This window comes from Streptomyces hawaiiensis (assembly GCF_004803895.1).
Taxonomy (GTDB): domain Bacteria; phylum Actinomycetota; class Actinomycetes; order Streptomycetales; family Streptomycetaceae; genus Streptomyces; species Streptomyces hawaiiensis.
Window position 1 is genome coordinate 8,084,612 of the sequence record NZ_CP021978.1, and the last position, 26,026, is coordinate 8,110,637.

The 26,026-nt window shown below is 71.0% G+C and carries 16 protein-coding genes and 1 pseudogene; 11 read left to right on the plus strand and 6 right to left on the minus strand.

The window, feature by feature from the left end:
• The first annotated feature begins 144 nt into the window (after window positions 1-144).
• Genes CEB94_RS36730 through CEB94_RS36745 form a run of 4 tightly spaced genes read left to right on the plus strand, consistent with a single transcriptional unit; the run spans window position 145 to window position 12,889 of the window.
• Entirely contained in the window at window positions 145-1,272 is a 1,128-nt protein-coding gene (locus tag CEB94_RS36730) for a cytochrome P450 (protein ID WP_246112029.1), read from the plus strand.
• On the plus strand, window positions 1,266-3,380 hold the full coding sequence (locus CEB94_RS36735) for a beta-ketoacyl synthase N-terminal-like domain-containing protein (protein WP_246112030.1): 2,115 nt from the start codon (window positions 1,266-1,268) through the stop codon (window positions 3,378-3,380). Before CEB94_RS36730 ends, CEB94_RS36735 begins: the two co-directional genes overlap by 7 nt.
• The gene (locus CEB94_RS36740) at window positions 3,373-10,224 is read left to right on the plus strand and encodes a type I polyketide synthase (RefSeq protein WP_218945956.1); all 6,852 of its coding nucleotides are present in this window, start codon (window positions 3,373-3,375) and stop codon (window positions 10,222-10,224) included. Before CEB94_RS36735 ends, CEB94_RS36740 begins: the two co-directional genes overlap by 8 nt.
• Window positions 10,208-12,889 (plus strand): amino acid adenylation domain-containing protein, encoded by a 2,682-nt coding sequence (locus tag CEB94_RS36745; RefSeq protein ID WP_246112031.1) that lies wholly within the window; start codon window positions 10,208-10,210, stop codon window positions 12,887-12,889. The genes CEB94_RS36740 and CEB94_RS36745 overlap by 17 nt, the downstream gene beginning before the upstream one ends.
• 50 nt (window positions 12,890-12,939) lie before the next feature.
• On the opposite strand, the gene CEB94_RS36750 is transcribed toward CEB94_RS36745, so the two are convergent.
• Window positions 12,940-13,185 (minus strand): hypothetical protein, encoded by a 246-nt coding sequence (locus CEB94_RS36750; protein ID WP_175436261.1) that lies wholly within the window; start codon window positions 13,183-13,185, stop codon window positions 12,940-12,942.
• A 137-nt stretch (window positions 13,186-13,322) separates the two neighbouring features.
• Between CEB94_RS36750 and CEB94_RS36755 the strand changes: the two are divergent.
• Both CEB94_RS36755 and CEB94_RS36760 read left to right on the plus strand, forming a co-directional pair.
• Window positions 13,323-13,493, plus strand: a pseudogene (locus CEB94_RS36755) (pirin family protein); the annotation flags it as partial.
• Between the two features lie 199 nt (window positions 13,494-13,692).
• The gene (locus CEB94_RS36760; protein WP_246112219.1) at window positions 13,693-15,072 is read left to right on the plus strand and encodes a DEAD/DEAH box helicase; all 1,380 of its coding nucleotides are present in this window, start codon (window positions 13,693-13,695) and stop codon (window positions 15,070-15,072) included.
• A gap of 155 nt (window positions 15,073-15,227) precedes the next feature.
• Here the strand turns inward: CEB94_RS36760 and CEB94_RS36765 are convergent, their stop codons facing one another.
• From CEB94_RS36765 to CEB94_RS36780, 4 genes are all read right to left on the minus strand, one after another.
• A complete protein-coding gene (locus tag CEB94_RS36765; RefSeq protein ID WP_175437321.1) occupies window positions 15,228-16,097 on the minus strand; it encodes an alpha/beta fold hydrolase in 870 nt (289 codons plus the stop codon).
• Window positions 16,098-16,124: 27 nt separating this feature from the next.
• Window positions 16,125-17,129 (minus strand): NADP-dependent oxidoreductase, encoded by a 1,005-nt coding sequence (locus CEB94_RS36770; RefSeq protein WP_175436264.1) that lies wholly within the window; start codon window positions 17,127-17,129, stop codon window positions 16,125-16,127.
• A 264-nt stretch (window positions 17,130-17,393) separates the two neighbouring features.
• Window positions 17,394-17,966, minus strand: coding sequence for a TetR/AcrR family transcriptional regulator (locus CEB94_RS36775; RefSeq protein ID WP_175436265.1), 573 nt, complete (start codon window positions 17,964-17,966; stop codon window positions 17,394-17,396).
• A gap of 221 nt (window positions 17,967-18,187) precedes the next feature.
• Window positions 18,188-18,655: a winged helix-turn-helix transcriptional regulator gene (locus CEB94_RS36780; RefSeq protein ID WP_175436266.1), complete on the minus strand. Its 468-nt coding sequence runs from the start codon at window positions 18,653-18,655 to the stop codon at window positions 18,188-18,190.
• 109 nt (window positions 18,656-18,764) lie between these two features.
• Here CEB94_RS36780 and CEB94_RS36785 point away from each other — a divergent pair, with 109 nt between their 5' ends.
• From CEB94_RS36785 to CEB94_RS36800, 4 genes are all read left to right on the plus strand, one after another.
• Complete coding sequence (locus tag CEB94_RS36785) at window positions 18,765-19,265, plus strand: PaaI family thioesterase (protein WP_175436267.1); 501 nt, start codon at window positions 18,765-18,767, stop codon at window positions 19,263-19,265.
• A 199-nt stretch (window positions 19,266-19,464) separates the two neighbouring features.
• A complete protein-coding gene (locus CEB94_RS36790; RefSeq protein WP_175436268.1) occupies window positions 19,465-19,962 on the plus strand; it encodes a winged helix-turn-helix transcriptional regulator in 498 nt (165 codons plus the stop codon).
• A 110-nt stretch (window positions 19,963-20,072) separates the two neighbouring features.
• A complete protein-coding gene (locus CEB94_RS36795; RefSeq protein WP_175436269.1) occupies window positions 20,073-20,606 on the plus strand; it encodes an SRPBCC family protein in 534 nt (177 codons plus the stop codon).
• Window positions 20,606-21,667 carry an LLM class flavin-dependent oxidoreductase gene (locus tag CEB94_RS36800; RefSeq protein WP_175436270.1) on the plus strand — a complete coding sequence of 354 codons (1,062 nt, stop codon included), beginning with the start codon at window positions 20,606-20,608 and terminating at the stop codon, window positions 21,665-21,667. Before CEB94_RS36795 ends, CEB94_RS36800 begins: the two co-directional genes overlap by 1 nt.
• A gap of 273 nt (window positions 21,668-21,940) precedes the next feature.
• Here the strand turns inward: CEB94_RS36800 and CEB94_RS36805 are convergent, their stop codons facing one another.
• The gene (locus tag CEB94_RS36805; protein ID WP_175436271.1) at window positions 21,941-23,401 is read right to left on the minus strand and encodes an aldehyde dehydrogenase family protein; all 1,461 of its coding nucleotides are present in this window, start codon (window positions 23,399-23,401) and stop codon (window positions 21,941-21,943) included.
• A gap of 171 nt (window positions 23,402-23,572) precedes the next feature.
• On the opposite strand from CEB94_RS36805, the gene CEB94_RS36810 reads away from it, so the two are divergent.
• Window positions 23,573-25,999 (plus strand): SpoIIE family protein phosphatase, encoded by a 2,427-nt coding sequence (locus CEB94_RS36810; RefSeq protein ID WP_175436272.1) that lies wholly within the window; start codon window positions 23,573-23,575, stop codon window positions 25,997-25,999.
• Window positions 26,000-26,026: the final 27 nt, after the last annotated feature.

The window sequence follows — 26,026 nt, forward strand, 5'->3', positions numbered from 1 at the left end:
ACTCAAATGACAGGTCAGAAAGGTGAGGGCGAGCCGGTGTGTCCGCTTACTCTCGGATATGACTTCTACCGGGACCCGCAGCCGGTTTACCGGGCCATCAAGAAGGATGGCGACAAGCCCACTGAAGTCACCCTCGAAACAGGGATGGCCTACATTCCGCCGAACCTGAAAGCATGGCTCGTCACCTCGTACGAGGACGTCGAATTCGTTCTGCGCGACCCCCGGTTTCGCAAGAGCATCGACGAGGCCATGCCCCTCTTCGCGGCGAACACCCCCGGCGGGGGACAGGCGCAGGCCCGCAGTTCGCTGCTCTACGACAACATGGCCAACAACGACCCGCCCACGCACACGGCGCTGCGCAAGCCGCTCAACGGGGCGTTCACCTCCCGGGCGGTCGCGCCGAAACGTCAGGTCATGGAGGAACTGGCCGCAAGCGCCCTGGACGCCGTGGCGGGCAACGCCGCCTTCGACCTGGTCCAGGACTTCGCGTTCCCGTACTCCATATCCGTGATCTGCGACACCCTCGGGGTGCCGCAGGACGACCGCCGCACGTTCCACGACTGGGTGCAGACGATCACGGGTGAGGCGGAGCCGGAGGTGCTGCGGCACGACGCCGGCCAGATGGTCGCCTATCTGTCCGGCCTGATCCGGCAGAAGCGGGCGTGGGACGCCGAGGACGTCCTGTCGCTGCTCGCGCGCTCACTCGACGAGCCCCAGGCCGTGGCACAGGCCTACGCGCTGCTCGCGGCCGGGTACGAGACGACGGCGAACCTGATCGTCACCGGTCTGCTGACCCTGGAGGCAGACCCGGAGCAGAAGAAGCGGCTGTGGGCGGACCGCTCGCTGGTCCCGGGCGCGGTCGAGGAGATGCTGCGGCATCAGTCGCCGTTCAACCTCTCGCTGTACCGCTACGTCACCGAGACCGCGGTGGTGGGCGGCGTGGAGATACCGGCCGGCTCCATCGTCTTCCTGGCCTTCGCCGCGGCCAACCGGGACGAGGCGCGCTTCTCCGACCCGGATGACTTTGCCATCGACGTACCCCGCCGTGAACACCTGGCGTTCGGTGGTGGCATCCACAATTGCATCGGCAAGCACCTCGCCCGCCTTGAGGCCGAAGTCGCCTTCGACACACTCATTCGGCGCTGCCCCGAGCTCGCCGTGCTCACCCCGGCCGAGGACATGCGGTGGAAGGCGAGCCCGACGTTCCGCGGTCTGAAGAACCTGCTGGTCGGTCCGGGTCCGCTTCCCGCGCACTTGGAGGCGGCGTGTTGACGGCAGACGTGCGGGGACCCGGCACGACAGCCCCCATCGCCGTCGTCGGGCTGTCCTGCCGGTTCCCCGGCGCCGCGCACCCGGCGGAGTTCTGGCAGAACCTCATGTCCGGGACGGACAGCGTCGGGGAGGTGCCCGAGGGCCGCTGGGAAGCCCGGGTCGCGGCAGCGTCGGGCACGGTGGGAACCCCCGTGCGGCGCGGCGGATTCATCGCCGGGACCGACGAGTTCGATGCCGGCCTGTTCGGCATCAGGTGGCGCGAGGCCGAGCACATGGATCCCCAGCAGCGGCTGCTCCTGGAGCTTGCCTGGGAGTGCCTGGAGGACGCCGCGATCGAGACCGCGCAGGTGCGCGGCCGGCAGTGGGGCGTCTACGTGGGGGCGTGCGCCGACGACTTCCGGATGCGGTATTTCGCGTCCGGGCAGCTGGACCGGTTCGGGCACATGGGCACCAGCCGGGCGCTGCTGGCGGGCCGCGTCTCGCACCAGTTCGGCCTGTGCGGTCCGAGCGAGGTGCTCGACACCGGTCAGTCATCGTCTCTGGCCGCGCTGCACCGGGCGGTTTCGTCCCTGCGGCTCGGTGAGTGCGAGGCCGCACTCGTCGCGGGCGTCAACCTCAACCTGCTGCCGGACGTCACCGACCAGATCCAGCTGTGGGGCGGCCTGTCCGCCGACGGCCGCTGCCGCACCTTCGACGAGGGCGCGGGCGGCTACGTTCGTGCGGAGGGCGGCGGCTGCGTCGTCCTCAAGCCGCTGGACGCGGCGATGCGGGACGGTGACCACGTCTACTGCGTGATCCGCGGCAGTGCCGTCAACAACGACGGCGGCCGTGCCGGTCTCGGTGTGCCGTCGCAGGACGCGCAGCAGGCGGTGATCGAGGCTGCCCACCGAGCCGCCGGCGTGACGGCCGCGGACGTGACCTACGTCGAACTGCACGGCACCGGCACTCCGGTGGGCGACCCGGTGGAGGCCCGCGCCATCGGCGAGGCCATCGGCGCCAAGCGCCCGCAGGGCGATCCGGTGCGGGTCGGGTCCGTCAAGACGAACATCGGGCACCTGGAGTCCGCGGCGGGCATCGCCGGGTTCATCAAGGCGTGTCTCGCCCTGCGCCACGAGCAGTTGCCGCCGAGCCTCAACTACCGGCGCAGCCCCGCGGATCTTCCCTTGGACAAGCTGAACATCCAGGTTGTGGTGCGGCCCGTGGAGCAGCCGTGTGCTCGCGGCGAAGTCATCGGGGTCAGCTCGTTCGGGATGGGCGGCACCAACGTCCATGTGGTGCTGGGGGCTTCGCCCGCCGAGGACCACCGGGCGCACTCCGCGGCCGCCGACACCGTGTGGTGTCTGTCCGGCCGCTCCCGCGAAGCGGTCCGCGCACTGGCCGGCGCCCTGTTCCACCACCGGTTCCCCGAGGACCGGTACTCCGTCGCCGACGTCGCGTGGACGCTGAGCCACCGGGAACAGCAGGAGCACCGGGCGGCGGTCGTCGGCGGCGACTGGGCGGAGATACGCGAGGGCCTGACGAAGGTCGTGGCCGGTCATGACCTGGCCGCACCCGCAAGCTGGCTCCAGGACGCGGCACCCGCCCGCACCGCACTGGTCGGGCTTGCAGGAACGTTTGCCTACGCGGGCGGCATCGCCGACGTCAGGGAGCGGTTGGGGCAGGGGCTGCGCAAGGTGCCGGGCCTGCCCACGTACCGCTTCGAGCGGGAGACCTTCACCGGCCCCGTGCACCGCGCGGCCGCCGCCCCGCCGCCGGAACCGCCCGCCGCAGCCCGACGGGCCACTGCTCAAGAGGCCGACTGCAAGCCGCCGTTCGCCGAGCAGTGGGCGCGCGCGGCCACCGGAGCGGACCGCCGGTGGCTGATCCGCTCGCTCCTCGAACGTGAGCTCCTCACCGTCATGGGCGAGCCCGGGGAGCCGCAGCTGCGGATCGACCCCGACGACACCTTCAGGGACATGGGCATCGACTCCATGTCGCTCATCGAGTTCCAGGACCGGATCGTCACCGCGACCAGCCTCGCGATCCCCGAGACGGCCCTGTTCGATCACCCCACGATCAACGAACTGACGGCGCATATGGACGCCGAGTTGGAGGCCACGCGTGGCTGAGCAAGCAACGCAGCAGGAGGACATCGCGGTCATCGGGATGGCCTGTCGCTATCCCGGCGGGGTGAACACCCCCGACCTCCTGTGGGACCTGGTCGGCGGCGGCAAGGACGCCGTGGGCGACTTCCCCGGCAACCGCGACTGGCACACCGAGGACCTGTACGACCCGAGCTTCGTGCGGCAGGGAGGCTTCCTGCACGACGCGGACACCTTCGACGCGGCATTCTTCGGCATCAGACCCGCCGAGGCGATAGCGATGGACCCGCAGCAGCGCGTGCTGCTGCAAACCGCGTGGGAGGCGATCGAACGCGCCGGGATCCTCCCGTCCAGCCTCAAGGGCTCACAGACCGGGGTCTTCGTGGGCGTCATGCCGAACGAGTACGGGATGCCGCTGTGGAAGTGGCAGGACGAGACCGCCGGTTTCATGGGCACCGGCACGTCACCGAGCGTGGCCTCGGGCCGTATCTCGTACCTCCTCGGCCTGGAGGGCCCGGCACTGACCATCGACACCGCCTGCTCGTCGTCGGGCACCGCGATCCACACCGCGGTCCGCTCGCTGCGCAGCGGCGAGACGGACCTGGCGCTCGCGGGCGGGTGCACGGTCTTGGCGGGCCCGGGCATGTTCGTGGACTACGCGAAGAAGGGCGCCCTGTCGCCGGACGGCCGCTGCCGCACGTTCTCGGACACCGCCAACGGCACGGTGTGGGCAGAGGGCGCCGGCGTCCTCGTACTGGAGCCCCTGTCCAAAGCGAAGCGCCTGGGCCGCCGCGTCCTCGGCGTCATCAAGGGCACCGCGGTCAACCAGGACGGGGCGAGCAACGGCCTGACCGCGCCCAGCGGCAAGGCCCAGGTCAAGGTGATCCAGCGGGCCCTCGCGGACGCGCGGCTCGCCCCGCAGGACATCCAGCTCGTGGAGGCGCACGGCACCGCCACCAAGCTCGGCGACCCCATCGAAGCCAACGCCATCCAGGCGACCTACGGCCAGGGGCGGGGCGAGGAGCCGGTCTGGATCGGCTCGTTCAAGTCGAACATCGGCCACTCCATGGCCGCCGCCGGTGTGGGCGGCGTCATCAAGTGCCTGATGGCGATGCGCGCCCGCACCATGCCGAAGACGCTGCACGTGGAGGAACTCAACGCGCACGTGGACTGGTCGTCGTCGGTGGGCGTGCTGCGGGAGAGCAGGCCATGGCCCGCCCCGTACGACGGCGTACGCCGCTGCGCGGTCTCCTCCTTCGGCGTCAGCGGCACCAACTCGCACGTCATCCTGGAGAGCTGGGAAGAGGCCGAGGAGACCCAGGCCGAGCAGACGACGCAGCCCGCAGAGGACACCGCGGCCCCGCACACGCTGAAGCTCGCGGCCAAGACGCCGTCCGCGGTGCGCGCTTACGCCGCGGCACTGGCCGACGAGCTCGCTTGCGGCGATGCACCGGTGGCGGCCTTCGCCCAGGCGTGCGCGACCCAGCGCGAGGACTTCGACCACCGCGCGGTCGCGATCGGCACGGGGCGCGCCGAACTCGCCGACGCTCTACGGGCGTTCGCGGCCGGGACGGAAGAGCCGTCGGTCGTGCACGGTGAGGCGCGACGGATCCGCCGCCCGGTGTTCGTCTTCCCCGGCCAGGGCTCGCAGTGGGACGAGATGGCCGTGCGGCTGCTGCGCGAGTCCGACGTGTTCCGGCTGCGGGTCGAGGAGTGCGCGGGCGCGTTCAAGCCGTACCTCGACTTCGACCTGATGGACGTCCTGTCCGGTGCGGACCAGGAGACCGACCGGGACCGCACCGACGTCGTACAGCCGCTGATCTTCACCATGATGCTGGGCCTCGCGGCCCTGTGGCGGTCCGTCGGAGTCGAACCGGCCGCGGTCGTCGGCCACTCCCAGGGCGAGGTCGCGGCCGCCTGCCTGTCCGGCGCCCTCAGCCTCGACGCGGCCGCCCGCGTGGTGACCTGCCGCAGCCGCATCCTGGAGGAGCGTGGGCGCGGCGGCATGGTGGCCGTGGCCGTCGGCCCGCAGGAGGCCCTGTCCCTCGCGGGCGAGGTGGATGCACAGCTGGTCGTGGCGGCCACCAACGGGCCCGGGTTCGTCATCTTGTCCGGTGACGACGAGCCCGGCATCCAGGCCCTGCTCGACCTGTGCGAGGACCGCGGCACCTACGCCCGCCGCGTACCCGCCAAGTGCGCCTCGCACTCGCCCGTCATGGCCGAGCTGGAGGACGTCGTCCTGGGCGGCCTCGACGGCCTCCACACGGCCGTGTCCGACATGCCGATGTTCTCGACGGTCGAGGGACGGCAGATTCACAGCCAGGACCTGACGGCCGCGTACTGGTACCGGAACCTGCGCGAGCAGGTCCGGTTCGCCGAGACCATCGAGGAGATGGTGTCACACGGCTACGACGCCTTCGTCGAGCTCAGCCCGCACCCTGTGCTGCTCGGCCCACTCCAGCGCATCCTTGAGCACGTCGGCAGCGATGCCCCGGTGTGTGCAACTCTCAGGCGCGACCAGGGCGGGTACGAACGCTTCCTGACGGCCGCCGCGGAGGCGTACGTTCAGGGGCACGCCATCGACTGGCGCATGCTGCACGGTGCGCACTGGCCGCAGCGGCGGGCGGGCGCGGAGCTGCCCACGTACCCCTTCGAAGGTCGCAGGTTCTGGCTGCCGGCACGGCCTGACGTGACCGCCGTGGCGTCGCCGCGGACAGCTGCGGCCAGGTCCACCGCGCGCCTCATGGACGGCGGGCATCCCTTCATCGACTCCGTGATCGAGACTGCCGACGGCTCGGTCGTGCTGAGCGGGCGGCTCTCCATCCGCAGCCACCCGTGGCTGATGGACCACGCCGTCGAGGACACCGCCCTGCTGCCCGGCACGGCCTTCGCGGAGTTGATGATCTCCGCGGGCGGCGAACTGGGCTGCGAGGCACTCGACGAACTCCTGCTGAGGGACCCGCTGCCGCTGCCGATGGACGGCGCCCCCGTCGACGTGCAGATCTCCGTGCGGCAGCCCGACACACAGGGCGTGCGGTCGGCGGCGGTCTTCTCACGCCCGGCGGGCGAGGCCGCGTGGCGGCACCACGCGGACGGCCTGCTGACGCGGCCGGGCACGCCGGAGCCCGCGGCCAGCGTGGACCTGACGGCCCCTGCGGGTGCCGCGCCTCTGGACGCCGCGGGCCTGTACCCGCTGCTGCGCGGCATGGGCTACGGCTACGGAGACGCCTTCCAAGGCGTGCGCGAGGGCGCACACCAGGGCGACTGGGTCCGGTCACGGGTGGTCCTGCCGGACAGCGCGCGCGTCAACCACCGAGGCTTCGCCGCGCACCCGGCACTGGTCGACGCCGCCCTGCACGCCGCTGTGGCCTGCGGGCTCCTGGGCGAGTCCCGGGCCGGGAACATCGCCGTGCCCTTCCTGTTCAACGGCGTGCGCGCCTACGACAGTCACGGGGCCGGCGAGTGCTGGGCCCTGGCGCGCCGGGTGGCGCCCGACGCGATCACGCTGACCCTCGCCGACGACGAGGGCCGGGTCCTGCTGAGCGTCGACCGCATGGTGGTCCGCGGCCTCGCCCTGCCCGGTGCCCGGCCCGACCTGGACGCAGCCGCGCTCTACGCCACAGAGTGGACCGAGGTGGCCGGTGACCCCGGCGACGAGCGCCGCCTGTGCGTGGTGGGCGGTGACGGACGGCTCGCCTCGGTGCTGCGGGACACCGCGCGCGGCGGCATCACCATGGCCACCCTCGACGAGGCCGCCATCGTGCTCAGGGGCCTGCCCGGGCCATGGCAGGTCGTTCTGCCCGCTCCGGCCGTCGGCCCCGAGGACGGCCACGAGGAGCAGGTACACGGCTCCGCGGCCTGGGCCCTAGCGGCGATCCAGCGCTGGCTGCACACCGAGGACCTCGCCGAGCGGGTCCTGATGACCTTCGTCACCGAGGGCTCGATCGCCGTGCCCGGCGACGACGCGCATCCGCTCGGCTCCAGCGCCGTGTGGGGTGTGGTCCGCTCCGCGCAGACCGAGCACCCCGGGCAGTTCCGCGTCCTGGACCTCGACGCGGCCGCGCTCGACGAGCCGGAGGCCGCAGCGGCGGCGCTCGCGCGCACCGAGCCGCAACTGGCCGTGCGCGGGGACCGGGTTCTGCGGCCCTACCTGTGGCCGGTCGCCACCCTCGCCGAAGCGTCCCCCGACATCGGCGGCGGCACGGTCGTGATCACCGGCGGCACCGGCACCATCGGCCGCGCGGTGGCGCGGCACCTGGTGACCCGGTGGAACGTGCGCTCCCTCGCGCTGCTCAGCCGCAGCGGCCCGGACGCCCCGGGAATGGGCGAGCTCACCGCCGAGCTGGAAGCTCTCGGCGCCACCGTGCGGGTGGTCCGCGCCGACGTGTCGGACGCGGAGAGCGTCCGCACGGCACTGGCACGGCTGCGCGCCGAGCGCCCCTTGGCCGGCGTCGTGCACGCGGCGGGCGTCCTCGACGACGCGATCGTCTCGAACATGACACCCGACCAGCTGCACAAGGTCCTCAGGAGCAAGGTCGACTCCGCCCTGCACCTCGACGCCGCGACCCGCGAGGACGAACTGCGCTTCTTCACGCTCTTCTCGTCCCTGTACGGCGTCCTCGGCGGACCCGCCCAGGCCAACTATGCCGGCGCCAACACGTTCCTGGACCAGTTCGCGCAGTGGCGTCGCGCCCAGGGCCGGCCGGCGAACTCCGTCGCCTGGGGTCTGTGGGGCGAGGCGACGGGCATGACCGGCCACCTCGGCGAGGGCGATCTGCTGCGCCTGCGGCGCAACGGCGTCGCGCCCTTCGACGTGGCGGAGGGACTCGCCCTCTTCGACGGGGCGCTCGCCGACGGTACGGTCGCGCTGGTCGCCGCGCGTCTCGCGGTGGCGGACGCCAGCAGGAACGGCACCGTGGAAGGCCCGTTCCTGCTGGCCGAGCTGGCGCAGACGCTCACCAAGAGTGGCGGAAGCACGCCGCGGGCCGCTGCTCCGGCACCCGCGCACCGGCCTTCCGCGTCCCCGGCAACGGCAACGGCAACGGCACAGTCGGCCCAGGAGGTCGCCGACAACCGCCTGGATGAGGCGGCGGACGTGCTCGCGCTCCTGCAGTCCCCCGACGCCTCGCACGACCAGCGTGTGATGGGCGCCCTGACCCTGGTCAAGGAGTGCGTCGCCGGGCTGCTCGGCCTGGAGCCGCGGCGGGTGGACGCGCAGAAGTCGTTCTACGAGATGGGCTTCGACTCGCTCACTTCGATGGAGCTCCGCGTCCGCCTCGGGCGCAGGCTCGACACCCGCCTGGGCGCGACCGTGGTGTTCGACCACCCCACGCCGGAGGCCCTGGCAGCCCACGTCGTGGAGCGGCTCGGCGGCGGCACGGACTCCCCGGACGACGACGCGGAGGCCGCCCCAGGCCGGGCCGAGCCCCGCGGCAGCGCAGCGCCTCGGCACGCCGACGGCATCGCCCCGCAGGGCGCCGTACCGGGCCATGGAGATGACAGCGGCGCGGCACCCGGCCCCGCCGCGGCGACCGAATCCGAGCCGCCGCTCTCCGACTCCGCCCCCTTCCCGCTGACCAAGCTGCAGGAGGCGTATCTGGCGGGCCGCGCGGGTGACTTCGAGCTGGGCAACGTATCCACGTACCTGTACGTGGAGGTCGACCTGGTCCGCTTCGACGTGCGGGCAGCCGAGCGGGCCCTGAACCGGCTCGTGCGGCGGCACGCGATGCTGCGCGCTGTCTTCGACCCGGAGGCCGGCACGCAGCGCGTCCTCGGCTCCGTCCCGCGCCTGTCGATCCCCGTCGAGGACCTGACCCGGCTGGCGGAAGCCGAACGGCGGCAGCGGCTCGCCGAGATCCACGACGAGCTCAAAGCGCAGACCTTCGGCGTCTCGTGCTGGCCGCTGTTCGTCGTGCGCGCCACCCGCATCGATGATGCGGTGACCCGGCTGCACGTCGGGATCGACGTCCTGATCTCCGATGGCGGCAGCAGCGCCCTTCTGTTCGAGGAGTGGGCCGAGCTGTACGAGGCGCCGGACAGGGAACTGCCGGAGCCGGGCGCCTCGTACGAGGAGTACGTCGTGCGGCTGCGCGAGCAGGCCGCGTCCGAGGAGACCGAGCCCAGCAGGACCTACTGGCGCGAGCGTCTGGAGAGCCTGCCGCCCGCGCCTGAACTGCCGCTCGCAGTACGCCTCGCCGACGTGTCCGAGCCGGTGTTCACCAACCGGTTCATGCGGATCGAGACACCGGAGTGGGAGCAGTTCAAGCGCAACTCGGCCGCCGCCGGCCTGACCGCGTCGGGCGCCGTGCTCGCCGCGTACTGCCAGGTGCTCGCCGCATGGTCCAAGACCGCGGACTTCACGGTCAACTGCCTGGTCTCGCACCGCAACGCCGTCCCGGACCTGGACATGGCGAAGGTGGTGGGGAATTTCTCCGCGACCAGCCTGCTCGAAGTCCACGTGGACCAGGCCGCGCCGTTCCGTGACGTGGCCCGGCAGATCCAGCGGCAGCTGCTGTGCGACATGGAGCACACCGCGTACACCGGTCTCGACGTGCTGCGCGACCTCGGCCGCCTGGACGCGGGCGCGGGCCGGGCCCGTATGCCGGTGGTGTTCAACAGCACGATCGGCGGCGCTCCCACCAAGGCCGGGGCGCAGGCCGGGCCGGTGGGTCAGCTGTGCCGTATGGGCGTGCGCGGCACCCCGGTGTGGAGCGGGGTGCGCACGCCTCAAGTGATCCTGGATCACACGGCATTCGAGGAGAACGGCGGCCTGATCCTCAACTGGGACGTGGTGGAAGACGTGTTCCCCGCGGGTGTCGTGGACGCGATGTTCGCGGCGTACGAAAGGCTTATTCGTGAACTCTGTCGTTGATGTCGCCAACTCGGCCTGGACCGAGCCCGCTTGGCGGCACGATCCCGTGCTCGGCGCCACCCCGTCGGCGCCTCCGCACGATCGACGCCCCGCCTTCCCTGCTGACTTCCTCCTGCATCATCGGTTCGTCGCCCAGGCGGCCCGCACCCCGGACGCCGTCGCCGTCGTCGCCCATGACCGGTCGCTCAGCTACGCCGAGCTGGCCGCCGAGTCCGCCCGCCTCGCCCGCCGTCTCGCGGACGGCGGCACGGGCCCGGGCGCGGTCGTCGGCGTCCTGATGGAGAAGGGCTGGGAGCAGGTCGCCGGCTGCCTGGGCGTGCTGCGCAGTGGGGCCGCCTATGTGCCGGTCGACCCCGGCTGGCCCGCCAAGCGCGTCGCGGGCGTGCTCGAAGCGGCGGGCATCGGCACCGTCCTGACGCAGCCGCGGCTGCGCGGCACCATCGAATGGCCCGAGGGCGTCGAGGTCCTGGACGTCGACGTGCCACCGTCGGACGCCCCGCACTGCGAGGCCCCGGACGTCGCGGTCGGGCCCGAAGACCTCGCGTACGTGATCTACACGTCCGGTTCCACGGGTGTGCCCAAGGGCGTGATGATCGAGCACGGACCGGCCGTCAACACCGTCCTCGACGTGAACGATGAGCTGTCGCTCATCCCCGAGGACCGGGTCTTGGCCTTGTCGGCGCTCAACTTCGACCTGTCCGTGTACGACATGTTCGGCCCGCTGTCGGTCGGCGGCGCGGTCGTGCTGCCCGCGCCCGCCGACCAACGGGAGCCAGGCAACTGGCTGGCCGTGATGGCCGATGCGCGCGTCACGGTGTGGAACAGCGTGCCCGCCCTGATGGCGATGCTGTGCGAGCACCTGGCGTCCGAGCGGGAAGGCTCCAGGGCTGGCCTGCCGCCGCTGCGCGCCGTCCTGATGAGCGGCGACTGGATTCCGGTGGCGCTGCCCGGTGAGATCTGGCGGTACTTCCCGGACGCCGCCCAGTGGAGTCTCGGGGGCGCGACCGAGGCGTCCATCTGGTCGATCTGGCATCGCATCACCTCCTCCGACGCGTCCCTGAGCTCGGTGCCCTACGGCACGTCGATGTGCAACCAGCGGGTCTATGTCGTCGACCAGCTGCTGCGGCCGCGCCCGCAGTGGGTGCCGGGGGAGATCTGCATCGCCGGCGCGGGGCTCGCCCGTGGGTATCTGGGCGCCCCGGAGCTCACCGCGAAGAGCTTCGTCGTCTCCCCGTCGACCGGCGAGCGCGTGTACCGCACGGGTGACTGGGGCCGGCTGCTGCCCAGTGGCGAGATCGAGTTTCTCGGCCGCGAGGACATGCAGGTCAAGGTGGGTGGCTACCGCATCGAACTGGGCGATGTGGAGGCCGCGCTGCTGACCTGCCCCGGCGTCGCGGGGGCCGTCGTCGCCGCGCAGGGCACGCGGGGCCGGACGAGGCTGAGCGCACACGTCCTGCTCGACCCGGATGCCGGGCACTCCGGGGCCGACATCAAGCGGATGGCCGCCGAGGTCCTGCCCCGGTACATGGTCCCCGCAGTGGTCACCGTCCGGGACTCCTTCCCGCTCACAAGCAACGGCAAGGTGGACCGGGGGGCTCTCGCCCGGCTGCAGGACGAGGAGGCCGAGGCCGAGGCGATCACGCTGCCGGTCACCTCCGAGGAAGAGCTGCTGCTCTCCGTCTGGAGCACGTTCTTCGACACGCCCGCGCTGTCCGTTCTGGACAACTTCTTCGAGCTGGGAGGCGATTCGCTGCAGGCCGTGCGCCTGATGTCGGTCCTTCGGCAGGAGACGGGGGCCGAGCTGCCCGTGTCGGCCCTCTTCGCGGCGCCGACCATCCGGGACCTGGCGCGGGAGCTGACCCGGGCGCACGGATCCGCGCCGCGCTCGCCCCTGGTGCCCGTGCGCACCGAGGGCACGGCCGTTCCGCTGGTCTTCATCCACCCCATCGGCGGCGACGTCCTGTGCTACTCGGAGCTTGCCCGCAAGCTCGGGGACGGCCAGCCGTTCTACGCCGTGCAGGCGTACAGCGCCCAGGACGACGCCGCGTCCGGAGCCGGCCTGGAGGAGATGGCCGCCGCCTACGCCAAGGCCATCACGCGGGGCGTGCCCGGGGAGCGGTTCCGGCTCGGCGGCTGGTCGATGGGCGGACTCCTGGCCATCGAGACGGCCCGCGAACTGACCGCACTCGGCCGCACGGTCGACTGGGTGGCGGCCGTCGACATCATCGAGACGCCGACGGGGCTGCAGCGCGCAGCGCTCACCGAGAGTGAGCTGCTCACCTGGCTGGGCCGGGACCTGGCGGGCCTCACGGCCCGCCCCTGGCAGCCTGAGGCCGCCATCGCCTCGCCGGCCGACCTCTTCACCTCCCTCGGTACGCAGGGGATACTCCCCGGCGACCTGGGCCTGTTCGACTTCCGGGAGATCTACGACCGCTTTGCCCGCAACGCCCGGGCGCTGTACGGCTACCGGCCGACCGCTTTCCCTGGCCCCGTCCACTTCCTGCAGGCGAAGTCCGGCGCGGGTACCGACGCTGTCGATGCCTGGCGCGCCCTGTGCAAGGGCCGCTTCGAGAGGGTCTCCGTGCCGGGCGACCACTACACGGTGCTCAAGGCCCCGCATGTCGACACCGTGGTCGAGGCGCTGACGGAGATCCTGAGCGGGTAGAACGGGAAGTCTGGTAGGGGCAGCGTGCTCCGAGTGCAGCTGAGGAACGATCACTCGCCCATCGGAGAAAGATCGCGCGGGTGGTAGCCGCGCTCGGTGCGGTGGTAGTCGAAGAAGATCGCCGTGATCGGATCGGCGTCCGCGGAGAGGGTCTTGGGCAGGATGCGGTTCGAGGGGGCGACGTTGCCGTTCTCGTCGAAGGGGACCTCTTGGGACCCGCGCGCGAAGATGCCGCTCTCGGCGTCGATCCAGCGCTGCCGGCTGAGGTAGTCCACGACCTTCTGGCGCTGCTCCACACTCCTTCACCAACAACCCCATCCCACGAACCAACGAAGCGGAACCCACGGTTGCTGACCTCCACGACCGCGATGCTGACGGTTTGCTGACCGCCAGAGGGCCGGAACATCGCTGACCTGCGCCAAGACGCGCAGGACTCGCTATGTTCTGGAACTGGATCGGACGGTCGCAGGGGGAGATCGAGCAGGCCCGGCGGGACTGGATGGAGGGGACACGGTTCGGGGAGGTGAAGGGGTACGACGGCGCTGCGCTGCCTGCTCCCGAGCTGTCGCCGGTGCCGCTGAAGCCGCGAGGACGGGTGCGCTGACCTGCAGGAATGAGTGAAATCGGGCATTCGGCATGCCCCGTGCTAGCGTTGGCTGTTTGCTGTGTCGCTGTGTCGGTGCTCCGTTCGGAGTCCCTGACCGGTGACCGCGTCCCCGCCGCGCCTTCCTCGGTACGGTTCCTTCGGAGGAAGGCTTTCTGTGAGCCAATCAGTACGTGGCGATGCCCTGCGGCAGGACTGTGTGCCCGAGGCGTCGGGCGCCGCTTCGGAGCCGCCCACGGTGGCGTCCTTCGCGCGGCTGGGGTTGCCGGCCGAGGTTTTGCGGACACTCGACGAGCACGGTGTGACCGTGCCCTTTCCCATCCAGGCGGCGGCGCTGCCGCACGCGCTCGTGGGACGGGACGTCCTGGGCCGGGGCCGCACGGGATCCGGCAAGACGCTCGCCTTCGGCCTGGGGATGCTCGCCCGGACGGCCGGGCAGCGCGCGCAGCCCAAAGAGCCGCTGGCGCTCGTTCTGGTGCCCACCAGGGAGCTGGCGCAGCAGGTCGGTGCGGCGCTCACGCCGTACGCCGAGGCGCTGCGGCTGCGGCTCGCGACCGTGGTGGGCGGAGTGTCCATCGGACGGCAGACCTCCGTACTGCGGGAGGGCGCCGAGATCGTCGTCGCCACGCCCGGCCGGCTCCACGACCTCGTCGAGCGCAAGGGCTGCCGACTGGGGCGGGTGCGCATCGTGGTCCTGGACGAGGCCGACCAGATGTGTGACATGGGGTTCCTGCCGCAGGTCACCGAGATCTTGGACCAGGTGCGTTCCGACGGGCAGCGGATGCTGTTCTCCGCCACCCTCGACCGCGACGTCGACCAGCTGGTGCAGCGCTACCTCCGCGACCCCGCCGTCCACTCCGTGGACCCCTCGTCCAGCGCGGTCCCCGCGATCGAGCACCACGTCTTCGTCGTCCACGGTCCGGACCGGTACGCCGTGACCACGGAGATCGCCGCCCGGGACGGCCGCGTCCTGCTGTTCCTGGACACCAAGCACGGCGTCGACCAGCTCACGCGGCATCTGCGGGCCAGCGGTGTGGCCGCCGCCGCCCTGCACAGTGGGAAGTCCCAGCCGCAGCGCACCCGGACCCTGGCCCAGTTCCGAAACGGGCAGGTCACCTCGCTGGTGGCGACGAACGTCGCCGCACGCGGCCTGCACATCGACGACCTCGACCTCGTGGTTAACGTCGACCCGGCCACCGACCCGAAGGACTATCTGCACCGCGCGGGCCGCACGGCTCGGGCCGGCCGCTCCGGCACCGTCGTGACCCTCGTCCTGTCGGGACAGCGCCGCGAGACGAGCCAGGTCATGGCGGACGCCGACGTCGCTCCCAAGGTCACCAAAGTGCGCTCCGGCGAGGCGGAGCTGAGCCGGATCACCGGCGCCAAGGCACCCTCCGGCAAGCCTCTCGACGGCGGGTCGGCCGTATCGCGCCCCAAGAACCACAACGCCCCGTTCCGCGGCCTGGGCAGTGCCAAGGAAGCGACGAGCGGCTCCGGTGGCAGGCCGTCCCGCAAGAGCAGCGAGGCCCGCAAGCTCGCCGAGGCCCGCAAGGCGGCCCGGGTCCGGCGCGGCGGCTGAGCCCGGCTTCCGGACTCAGAGGGTCCGGGAAGAGGATGGTCTCCACCATCCGATACCGGGCTCGGCGACCGTGAGGTCCGCTCCAACGGCATCTTGAGCGTCGCGTCGTCGGTGGTGGAGCGGGCGAGGCACGCCAGGTAGTCCGCGCCGCACGCTCAGGACTCGAGGAATTCAAGCGCCGTGGTCACGAACCCATCGTGGTACTGGAGGATCCCTCCGTGCCCCGCATCGGGGTAGAGGGGGACCAGTTCGCTCTGGGGCAGGCGTGCGGCCAGGTCGAGTGTGTTCTGGCTGGGCACCATCCGGTCGCTCTCACCGTTTGCCGCGAGGACGGGTTGGCGAATTCCGGACAGGTTTGAGGATGCCTGGCGGCCCCACCCGTTGATGGCTTTCAGCTGGGCGCGGAACGACGGCAGCGAGATGTCTTTGTCTCGGTGGTCCGTGCGCTCCTTCAGCCGTCGCAGAAAGGCGCGCCCTGCCGGCCGTCCGCCCGCGGTCTCGGTGAAGAAGAGGGAGAGTTTCGGGTCCTTGCGGGTCAGGGTGCCTTTGACCGTGGCCCGGACGGTGAGAGCCGGGACCCTGTCGATGCCGTGGCCGCCGGCGGGGCCCGTCCCCGCGAGGATGACCTTGCGGACAAGGCGCGGCTCCTCTGCTGCGACGACCTGTGCGATGAAGCCGCCCATGGACAGGCCGAGCAAGTCGACCCGGTGGCAGCCAAGGGCGCGGATGAACCGCACGGCGTCGTGAGCCGTGGCCTCGATCGTGTCCGGCGTGGTGCCGTCCGACCGGCCCACCCCGCGGTTGTCGAAGGTGATCACCCGGCGTCGTGCGGCGAGTCCGTCTACGACGCGCGGATCCCAGTTGTCCAGGTTCTCGGCCAGGTGAATCAGGAGGATCAGCGGCACCCCCTCCTCGGGGCCGAGCTCCCGATAGACGAAGTCCGCGCCATCGACGGACACGGACCGGGTCGGCGCGTTCTTGTACGGCGATCGCGAGGAGGACGGGGAATTGCGTGGAGCGCTCATGTCCAAGTCCTTCCGGCAGTGGGTCCCTCACGTCATCCGGACGACGACCTTGCCGGCCTTCGCGCGCCCTGCCTCGACGTACTCCAGCGCTTCTCGGGTCGCATCGAAAGGGAAGACGGTGTCGACGACGGGGCGGATCGTGCCGGCGTCGACGAGCGGTGTGAGTTCGCGCAGCTGGTCCCCGCCGGCCTTCATGAACAGGAATGAGTACGTCACCCGGCGGCGTCGGGCGCGTCGTCGGATCCGGAAGCTCAGCGCGCTCATCACCAGCCGGACGACCGGATTCGCTCCCAGTTCCCTGCCGAAAGCGGCGTCCGGGGGACCCGCGACACTGATGACTTCTCCGCCGGGCTTGAGCACGTCCAGGGACTTGCTGAGCGTCTCGCCGCCGAGCGAGTCCAGGACGAGGTCGTAGTCGTGCAGGACTGTCTCGAACGCCTGCTTCCTGTAGTCGACGACGACGTCCGCGCCCAGGCTCTTCACCAGGTCGACGTTGGCCGTGCTCGTGGTCGTCGCCACGTGCGCCCCCAGGTGCTTCGCCAGCTGGATGGCGATGGTGCCCAGGCCGCCGGAGCCCGCGTGGATGAGGACCTTCTGGCCGGGCTGAAGGTGGGCCCGCTCGACCAGTACCTGCCAAGAAGTCAGGGCGACCAGGGGGAGCGACGCGGCTTCCTCCATGGTCAGCGTGGACGGCTTGATCGCCACGTCGTCCTGGTGCACCGCGATGAGTTCGGCGAACGTGCCGATACGGTCCTTGTCCGGCCGGGCGTAGACCTCATCGCCCACCGCGAACCGCGTAACGGCCCTGCCCACCGCGATCACCACCCCGGCCAGGTCGTTGCCCAGGATGAACGGGACCTTGTAGGGCAGGATCGTCTTCATCTCCCCGTCCCGGATCATGCGGTCGAGCGGGTTGATGCTCGCGGCCCGGACCCGGATCAGCACGTCGTTCGCGCCTACTTCCGGGTCCGGCACCTCACCGGCCCGGAGGCGGGCCTCGCGGCCGTAGCGCTCGACCAGGAAGGCCCTCATCGTCGTCTCCCTATCTCGTCCGCAAGCGGACGGGGGTGCCGTTCATCCCGGACTTCTCGGAGAAGTGGGCACCGATTAGCGGCGGTATGCGCAATTTTTTGCGCAACAGGTGTTCGTCAGAGGTGGGGCGCTTGGCCCGGACAGTGGGTGGGGGGCCTGGATGCCCTCACCGGCGCGCATTAAATTACGTTCGTAATGCTATGCACCTGTGCCGGTGTGCCGCAACCCGGCCGGGCAGTCACCCGGACGCGCGTTAGCCGCCCCTCAGTGCAGGAACGTGAGGGCGTTCTCGATGCCCCGCTCGAGGACCTCATCGGAGAACTTCGGATCCGAGAGGGCGCGAGACAGCTGCATCGTCCCCACCAACAGGGTGTAGAGCCCGAGGGCCTCACCGCGTGCGGACTGCGGATCCTCAGGGGTCAGGCGGACGGCGATCTCGTTCAGAATGGCCCGCGCGCCGTCGGTGTAGGCCTGCTTCGTCGCGTCCTCGCAGCGGCCGACCTCGTCGAGCAGGGCGGCGGAGGGGCATCCGAGGCCGGGGTTGTCCCGGTGTGCGGGCGACAGGTACTCGCGGACGAAGTCCTCGAGTCCCTCGCGGCCTGGTCGCAGCGTGCCGTACCGCTCGACCTGGGTGCGCAGTTCCTGTGCGACGACGTGCGAGACGAGGTCGTCCTTGGAGGTGAAGTGGGCGTAGAAGGCGCCGTTGGTGAGCCCGGCGTCCGACATCAGCGTGGAGATGCCGGAGCCGTCCAGCCCGTCCTGCTTGAACCGCCGGCCGGCCCGCTCGATGATCCGTTGCCGCGTCACCTGCTTGTGCTCCTTGGCGTAGCGCGCCACCAGGGTTCCTCCGTTCGCTCCGCGGGGCCGTTGCCCGGCGTCCCAGCCTAGTCTGTGGTCTGCCGCACGTAATATTACGTGCGGCAGGTAATCGCTGATCGGTCTGTCACCGTCAGGGATGAGGCCGGCATGCCGTGGGTGCGGCCTTCCATGGCCATAGCCGGGGTGGTTGGGATCTCAGGGCTGTCTGGCCCGTGACCGCGACCGCGGGGGGCGATGGCTCACGATCGCGGCCGGGCGCCCGTTCCCAGCCGGGCGGTGACCTCACGGGGAGCGAGGGCGGAGCGCTCCGCAGAGCACTCGACGACGACGCGGACCGGAGCGTCGCACTCGGTGTGGCGGACGTCCAGGAGAGGACCCTCGGGGCCGAGGGTGTATGTCTCGCCCCACTGGGCCAGCGCCATCAGTACGGGCCACAGGTCCCAGCCCTTGCGGGTCAGGCGGTATTCGTTGCGGGAGCGGCTGCCCGGCTCCTGATACGGGACGGTCTTCAGGATGCCGGCCGAGGTCAGTTTCCGAAGACGGTCGCTGAGAACGGCCTCGGACAGGCCGATGTGGCGGTGGAAGTCGTCGAAGCGGCGGACGCCGTTGACGGCGTCACGCAGGATCAGCAACGTCCACTTCTCCCCGATCACATCGAGCGTGCGCTGGACGGGGCAGTTGTCGGTGCTCGCCTCAAGCCACTCCATGCCGCCATCGTAAGGGACCTGCCTTCGCTATTGACAGTCAGGTGAGCGGAAGTCTAGCTTCGCCTGACGAAGTCAGATGGGGACAGTCAAGAGGGAAGGATGCCGGATCGTGGGGCGAACGCGTACGTATCACTGGGACGATCCCGCGATCCTGGCGGAGGCCGCAGGCCGCATGGCCGGCATCGACTTCCTGCGCGCACTGCAGGCGGGCCGACTGCCGGGGCCGCCGATCAACCACACCGTCGACTTCAGCCTGGACGAGGTGGAGCCCGGCAGGGCGGTCTTCTCCCTGACGCCGGGGGAGGAGCACTACAACCCGATCGGCAGTGTGCACGGCGGCATCTTCGCCACGTTGCTCGATTCCGCGGCGGGCTGCGCCGTCCAGTCCACGCTCCCGCAGGGTGTCGCGTACACCTCGCTCGACCTGACCGTGAAGTTCCTGCGGCGGATCACCATGGACACGGGCGTGGTGCGCGCCATCGGCACGGTTGTCAGCAGTGGCCGCCGGACCGCCCTCGCCCAGGCGCAGCTCGTCGACGCGGCGGACCGCCTCCTCGCCCATGCGACCAGCAGTTGCATGCTCTTCCCGGTGCCTGCCACTCAAGCGTGACTCCTCGCCAGGGGCCTCCGGCAGTCCGAGGCACACGGAGGAGTGGCTTCCCCCCCGTGCCGGGCGCTCTTCGCAGGCGGCGATTCCCGCCTCGCGCACAAGAGAACTCCGTCATTGACGGAGAACAAAAGGGCGTGCCCTCCGGCTGTGGCCGGTGGACCTGCTGGGTCTCACGACTGGACGGACCTATGCTGACCTCATGAGGCGGACATCCTTTGCGCAGTGGCCCTGCTCGATCGCGCGGACCATGGATCTGCTCGGGGACTGGTGGACGCCGTTGGTCCTGCGTGAGGCGTTCTACGGGATCCGGCGGTTCGACGCCTTCCAGGAGTCGCTCGGAATCGCCCGCAACACGCTGACGGACCGCCTGCGGCGGTTGGTGGAAGAGGGTCTGCTGGAGAAACGGCCGTACCAGACCGAGCCGGTCCGGTACGACTACGTGCTCACCGAGAAAGGGCGCGACTTCTACGGCGTGCTGCTGGTGATGAACCGGTGGGGGGATCGCTGGCTGTCCGGTGAGGCGGGCCCGCCGGTGGTCATGCGCCACGACGTGTGCGGGCAGGAGAGCCACGCCGAGGTGGTGTGTGCCGCCTGCGGCGAGCCGATGACCGCCGGGAACACCCGTCCCGGGATGGGTCCCGGCTACCCGCCTCATCTGGCCGAGCGGCCGGACGTGCGCGAGCGTTTCGCGGGCTGACCCGGAGACCCGGGGGCCTGGGCTCGCCCTTGACAAGTAAGTCTATCTACGCAACTTTACTGGTCACGTACTGGTATGAGGTTCTCAGTGGGCAGGGAGGCTGCGCGATCATGGAGTGGACGGGCGTGCGCTACGCGGACAAACCGACGGCCGAGGTCCACACCTGGATCGCCGCCCCGCCGGCGCAGGTGTGGAAGCTGGTGTCCGACATTCAGCTGATGCCGAGCCTGAGCTCCGAACTGCAGTCGGTGGAGTGGCTGGACGGCCGGAGAGGCCCCGCACCGGGAGCCCGGTTCATCGGCCGGAGCAAGCACCCGGCGCTGGGGGAGTGGGCCACCACGTCCCACATCGTCGAGTACGAACCGCCGAGGGTGCTGGCCTGGGCCGTCGAGGACCCGCAACACCCCACTGCCGTCTGGCGGTTCACTCTGGAGCCGCAGGACGGCGGCACGCTGCTGCGGGAGTGGATGCAGATGGGGCCGGCCCGCTCGGGTCTCTCCTTCGCCATCGATCGCATGCCGGAGAAGGAGCAGAAGATCGTCTTCGTCCGCTTGCGGGAGTTCGAGGCCAACATGGCCGCCACTCTCGAAGCGATCAAGAAGCTGGCCGAGAACGCCCAGACCTCGGATGAGGCGAGTCGCTGATGCGTACGTCCACCACGATCGAAGCATCCGGCGGCGACTGGCCGGAGATCGTCGACTACGTCACCGAGGCGGAGAAACTCGGCCTGGACATCTGCTGGGTCGCGGAGGCCTGGGGCTCCGAGGCGCCCTCGCCCTTGGGCTACCTCGCCGCGAAGACCGAGCGCATGCTGCTCGGCTCCGGGATCATCCAGCTCGGCACCCGCACGCCGATGGCCATGGCCCGCGCCGCGATCACCCTGTCGCAGATCTCCCAAGGGCGCTTCCTCCTGGGGCTCGGCCCCTCTGGACCACAGGTGATCGAGGGGCTGCACGGCGTGCCCTTCGCCCGGCCGCTGGCACGGATGCGGGAGACCGTCGAGATCGTGCGACAGGCCGCCTCGGGGGAGAAGGTCTCCTATTCCGGGCGGGAGTTCCAGATCCCGCTGCCGGGTGGGGACGCGAAGCCCATGCGTCTGTCGATGCGTGCCGAGTACGAGATCCCCGTCTACCTGGCGACCCTCTCGCCGAAGATGCTGCGTTTGACCGGTGAGATCGCCGACGGCTGGCTGGGCACCAGCTTTGTGCCCGAGGGCGCCAAGGAGGCGTACTTCGACCACTTGGACGAGGGCCTGGCCGCTGCCGGTCGCACTCGCTCCGACCTCGACGTCTGCCAGGGTGCCGAGGTCGCCTTCGCCGATGACGAGGACGCGCTGCGCGCGATGGTGGCCGGACGCAAGAAGGAACTCGCCTTCAGCCTCGGCGGCATGGGCTCCGCGACCGCGAACTTCTACAACAACGCCTACAGCCGCCAGGGATGGGCGGAGGTCGCGGCCGACGTACGGACGCGCTGGCAGGCAGGGGACCGGGACGGCGCGGCCGACCTGGTCACCGACGAGATGGTGCTCGCGACCACGCTGATCGGAACCGAGGACATGGTGCGCGAGCGGTTGCGCGTGTGGCGCGACGCCGGCGTCGACACCGTCCGCTTCTATCCGGCCGGTGAGACCCTTGACGCCCGCCTCACCACGCTGGGCCGGGCCATCGATCTGGTCCACGAGATCGAGGACGAGGCGGCGCGGTAGCGGCACGGCCATCCCGAGCGAGGAGAGCCGCTACGCGGCGGCACCGGCCACGGGACCCCGGCTTCATGCCAGCCGCGGACACCGGTGCCGTCGGCCGCCAGGACCGACATCAGCTCCACTCAGTGGAGGGGTGTCCCCGGGCCGATGTCCGAGGACGTGCTCGCCCGGGCCGTGTTCCCGTCCGGCCGCCCGCTGTCGCCGAGCCTGCGCGCTCCCCGGGGAATCCCTGCCCCCAGGGCGTCTGAGGTGGGATGAGGAACGAGGAGTCCTGTGTCACGCCGGCCCCGGTGCGGTCATCCAGCGCCACTGGGTGAACTGCTCCAGGCTGGCTGTGCCGCCGATGCGGGAGGCGTTGCCGGAGCTGCCCATGCCTCCGAAGGGGGCGTTCGCGGCGTCCTTTGCGGAAACGTCGTTGATGTGGACCATGCCGGTGCGCAGCCGCTCGGCGACAGCCGTCGCCCTGGGCACGGAGCCGGAGTGCACGGCGGCCGTCAGACCGTACGCGGTGTCGTTGGCGATCTCGACGGCCTCCGCCTCGCTGCGAAAGGGAATGACGGGGGCGACGGGACCGAAGATCTCCTCGGTGAACACGGGCATGGCCCGGTCGACGTGGTCGAGGACGGTGGGCGGGTAGAAGAGCCCGTCGCGTCGGCCACCCGTGAGCACCCGCGCCCCGGCGGCCACACTCTCGTCGACGATGCGCTCGATCCTGGCGGCCTGCCGTTCGCTGATGACCGGGCCGACGCTGACACCGTCCTCGCGGGGATCGCCGATGCGCAGGGCCCGCGCATGCCCGACCAGCGCGTCGGTGTACGCCTCGACCAGGTCGGTGTGGACCAGGTGGCGGCCGGCGGCGACGCACGCCTGCCCCTGGTACCCGAAGGTGCTCACCGCTCCGGCCAGGGCGGCCGCCTCCACGTCCGCGTCGTCGAGCACGACGAGCGAGTTCTTGCCGCCGAGCTCGAGGGAGACCCGTTTCAGCCCCTCACCCGCCACACGGGCCACGGCGCGCCCTGCCTCGGTGGAGCCGGTGAAAGCGACCATGGCGACATGGGGGTCCGCCGCGACCGCCTGTCCGGTCTCCGCGCCGCCCGGCAGAACGTGCAGCACCCCGTCGGGCAGCCCGGCGTCCTCGAAGAGCCGCGCGATCAGGACGCCCCCGGACACCGGGGTGAGCGGGTCGGGTTTGAGCAGCACGGTGTTGCCCAGTGCGAGGGCGGGCGCCAGCGCGCGCATCGCGAACAGCAGCGGCGCGTTCCAGGGGTTGATGACACCGACGACGCCGAGCGGCACCCGCCACGCCACACTCGTTCCGCCGGGGGCCTGAGGGGCCAGGACCTCACCCCGGGGCAGGGACGCCAGTCCGACGGCGTGCCTCAGTTGGGCGAGGGTGGCGATGATCTCGTAGTCGCCCTTGACGGGGACGCCGGCCGACTCGCGGACGATCCAGTCGCGGATGGTGTCGCCGCGTTCACGCAGGCCGCCGGACGCGCGCAGCAGGACCTCGACCCGATCGGAAGGAGCTGCCGCGGCCCAGTCCCCGGCGGCCCGGGCGGCCCGTGCGCCGGCCCGGGCGACGTCCGCGGGGGAGGCGACGCCGATGTCGGCCAGCACGTCCCCGGTGGCCGGTTCGATCACCTGACGGGTGCCGCCCTCGGACTCGCGCCAGCCCGAGCTGTAGATCTTTCCGGCCCACTCGGCCTGGTCCGGCCACCTCTCGTCGATGACAGCCATGGGTCCCACCCTCCGTCCGGGATCGATGCCGCCGCCCTGCCATGAGGACCCGTTCGCGCACATCTGTCACGCTTGATGTCTAGTGTCGTAAGGAACGCAGGTGCGGCGCACCTCGGGTTCAGGGCGCCCCCCGGCAGACGGCCCCAGGCGGGAGTGAGGCGAGATGAGGCCATGATCGGATCCGCGTCCGCCCGGGACGAGGGACCGCCGAGCGAGGGGTCGCAGGAACATGCCGACGAGGCGGCCACGGCCAGGGTCGTCGTCGATGGTCGCGGTGTCGTGACCGCGTGGAACGAGGGGGCCCGGCGCCTGCTCGGATACCGGGCCTGCGAAGTGGTCGGCCGGAACGGGGCCCGGCTTCTCGCGGACGCCGCTCACACGCACGTACCGGACTCGCTGACCGGCCTGCGAAGGTGGAGTGGGACGGCAACGCTGCTGCACCGGGACGGTCACCGGCTCACCGTCGGGCTGCTGGCCCATCACCGGGCGAACGACGCGGAGGACGACTGGCTGCTGGTGTCACCGGTGGCCCGGCCGGCACCGACGCCTGAGGACGACGCCTTCGTACGGCGTAGTTTCACGCAGGCTCCCTACACGATGGCCCTGTACGACACCGGACTGCGGTTGCGCTGGGCGAACGCGGACATGGAACGGGTGATGGGCCTACCCGAGGAGGAGATGCGCGGTCTGCGGGTGACGGAGATCGTCCTCGACTCGGAGAGCGAGCGGACCGAGGAGGGCATGCGCACCGCGCTGGAGACCGGTCGTCTCCAGGAGCTCGGGGCCTCGCTGCACCTCGCCGGCCATGAGCGGGAGAGCGTCTGGTCGGTGTCCCTCGTCCCCGTGCGGGACTCCGACGGGCGACTCGAAGGTGTCCTGCTGTCGGCGCACGACGTGACGGAGCAGTACCTCGCCCGGCAGCGACTGGTCCTGGTCGACGACGCCAGCTTGCGGATCGGCAGCACCCTGGACCTGCCCCGTACCGCTCAGGAGCTCGCCGACGTGGCCGTGCCCCGGTTCGCGGACTTCGTCACGGTCGATCTCCTGCCGGCGATCGAAGGGGGTGAGGACCCACCGGAGGGCGCTCCGCACGGCCCGGTGATGTTGCGCCGGGTCGCCTCTCAGTCGGTTCTGGAGGGTTGCCCCGAAACCGTGGTGCAGCACGGGACGGTGGCGGCCTACCCGGAGGGTTCCACCGCGGCGCGGTGCCTGGCCGCGGGGCGGCCGATCATCGAGCACATCACGCCCGCCGCCCTGGAGGAACTCGACCGGACGGCCCCGCAACGTGCCGAACGGATGCGGCGGTTCGGGTTCCACTCGGTGCTGGCGGTGCCCATGCGCGCGCGTGGTCTCACCTTGGGAGTGGCCACGTTCTCCCGCCACCGGCGGCCCAAGCGCTTCGCGCAGGACGATCTGCTGCTGGGCCAGGAGATCACGGCCCGCGCCGCCGTGTGCATCGACAACGCCCGGCGCTACACCCGCGAGCGCGACACCTCCCTCACCTTGCAGAACAGCCTGCTGCCCCAACGTCTCCCCGAGCAGGCCGCCCTGGATGTCGCCTCCCGCTATCTGCCCGCCAGCGCCCGGGCCGGTGTGGGCGGCGACTGGTTCGACGTCATTCCGCTCTCCGGTGCCCGGGTCGCCCTGGTCGTCGGTGACGTCGTGGGCCACGGCGTCCAGGCCTCGGCGACCATGGGGCGGCTGCGCACCGCCGTGCGCACGCTGGCGGATGTCGACCTGCCCCCCGACGAGTTGCTGACCCACCTCGACGACCTGGTCAACCGCCTGGCCGGTGGGGCGGACGCCATGGCCCTGCTCGACGGAGACATCGGCGCCACCTGTCTGTACGCCGTCTACGACCCGGTCTCCCGCCACTGCACGATCGCCCGCGCGGGCCACCCCGTGCCCGCGCTCGTGGCACCTGACGGCATCGTCGAGTTCATCGACGTTCCGGCGGGGCCTCCCCTCGGCCTGGGCGGCCTGCCCTTCGAGTCGACCGAGCTGGAGCTGGCCGAGGGCAGCCTGCTCGTGCTCTACACGGACGGGCTCGTCCAGGTCCGTGGCCATGACATCGACGAAGGGGTCGCCTCCATGCGCGAGGTGCTGCGGCGACCGTCCGGTGATCTGGAGGCCACCTGTGACGCCTTGTTGCGCACCTTGCTCGTGGATCGCCCCTCCGATGATGTGGCGCTCCTCGTGGCCCGCACCCGAGCCCTCGACGCCTCCCACGTGGCGACCTGGCCGGTGTCGCCGGACCCCGCAGCGGTCGCCGAGACGCGCAAGGCCGCCTGCCGGCAACTGTCCGAGTGGGGCCTGGAGGATGCCGTGTTCGTCACCGAGCTGGTCGTCAGCGAACTGGTCACCAACGCCATCCGGTACGGCCGGCCTCCCATCGAGCTCAGACTGATCCACGACCGCACGCTCATCTGCGAAGTCTCCGACGGCAGCACGACCGCACCCCACCTGCGCCGGGCCCGTACCTTCGACGAAGGCGGACGCGGGCTGCTTCTCGTCGCCCAGCTCACCCAGGGCTGGGGTACCCGTCAGATCACCAACGGCAAGATCATTTGGGCGGAGCAGTCACTGCCCGCCGACTGAGGCGCGACCACTGTGTACCGTCCACCG

Bases quoted from the DNA above. Each gene is read 5' to 3' on its own strand.
- CEB94_RS36730 (WP_246112029.1), top strand. From the start codon at position 145: ATGGCCTACATTCCGCCGAACCTGAAAGCATGGCTCGTCACCTCGTAC.
- CEB94_RS36765 (WP_175437321.1), bottom strand. From the start codon at position 16,097: ATGAGCGCTCCACGCAATTCCCCGTCCTCCTCGCGATCGCCGTACAAG.
- CEB94_RS36770 (WP_175436264.1), bottom strand. From the start codon at position 17,129: ATGAGGGCCTTCCTGGTCGAGCGCTACGGCCGCGAGGCCCGCCTCCGG.
- CEB94_RS36780 (WP_175436266.1), bottom strand. From the start codon at position 18,655: ATGGAGTGGCTTGAGGCGAGCACCGACAACTGCCCCGTCCAGCGCACG.
- CEB94_RS36790 (WP_175436268.1), top strand. From the start codon at position 19,465: ATGAGGCGGACATCCTTTGCGCAGTGGCCCTGCTCGATCGCGCGGACC.
- CEB94_RS36795 (WP_175436269.1), top strand. From the start codon at position 20,073: ATGGAGTGGACGGGCGTGCGCTACGCGGACAAACCGACGGCCGAGGTC.
- CEB94_RS36800 (WP_175436270.1), top strand. From the start codon at position 20,606: ATGCGTACGTCCACCACGATCGAAGCATCCGGCGGCGACTGGCCGGAG.
- CEB94_RS36805 (WP_175436271.1), bottom strand. From the start codon at position 23,401: ATGGCTGTCATCGACGAGAGGTGGCCGGACCAGGCCGAGTGGGCCGGA.
- CEB94_RS36810 (WP_175436272.1), top strand. From the start codon at position 23,573: ATGATCGGATCCGCGTCCGCCCGGGACGAGGGACCGCCGAGCGAGGGG.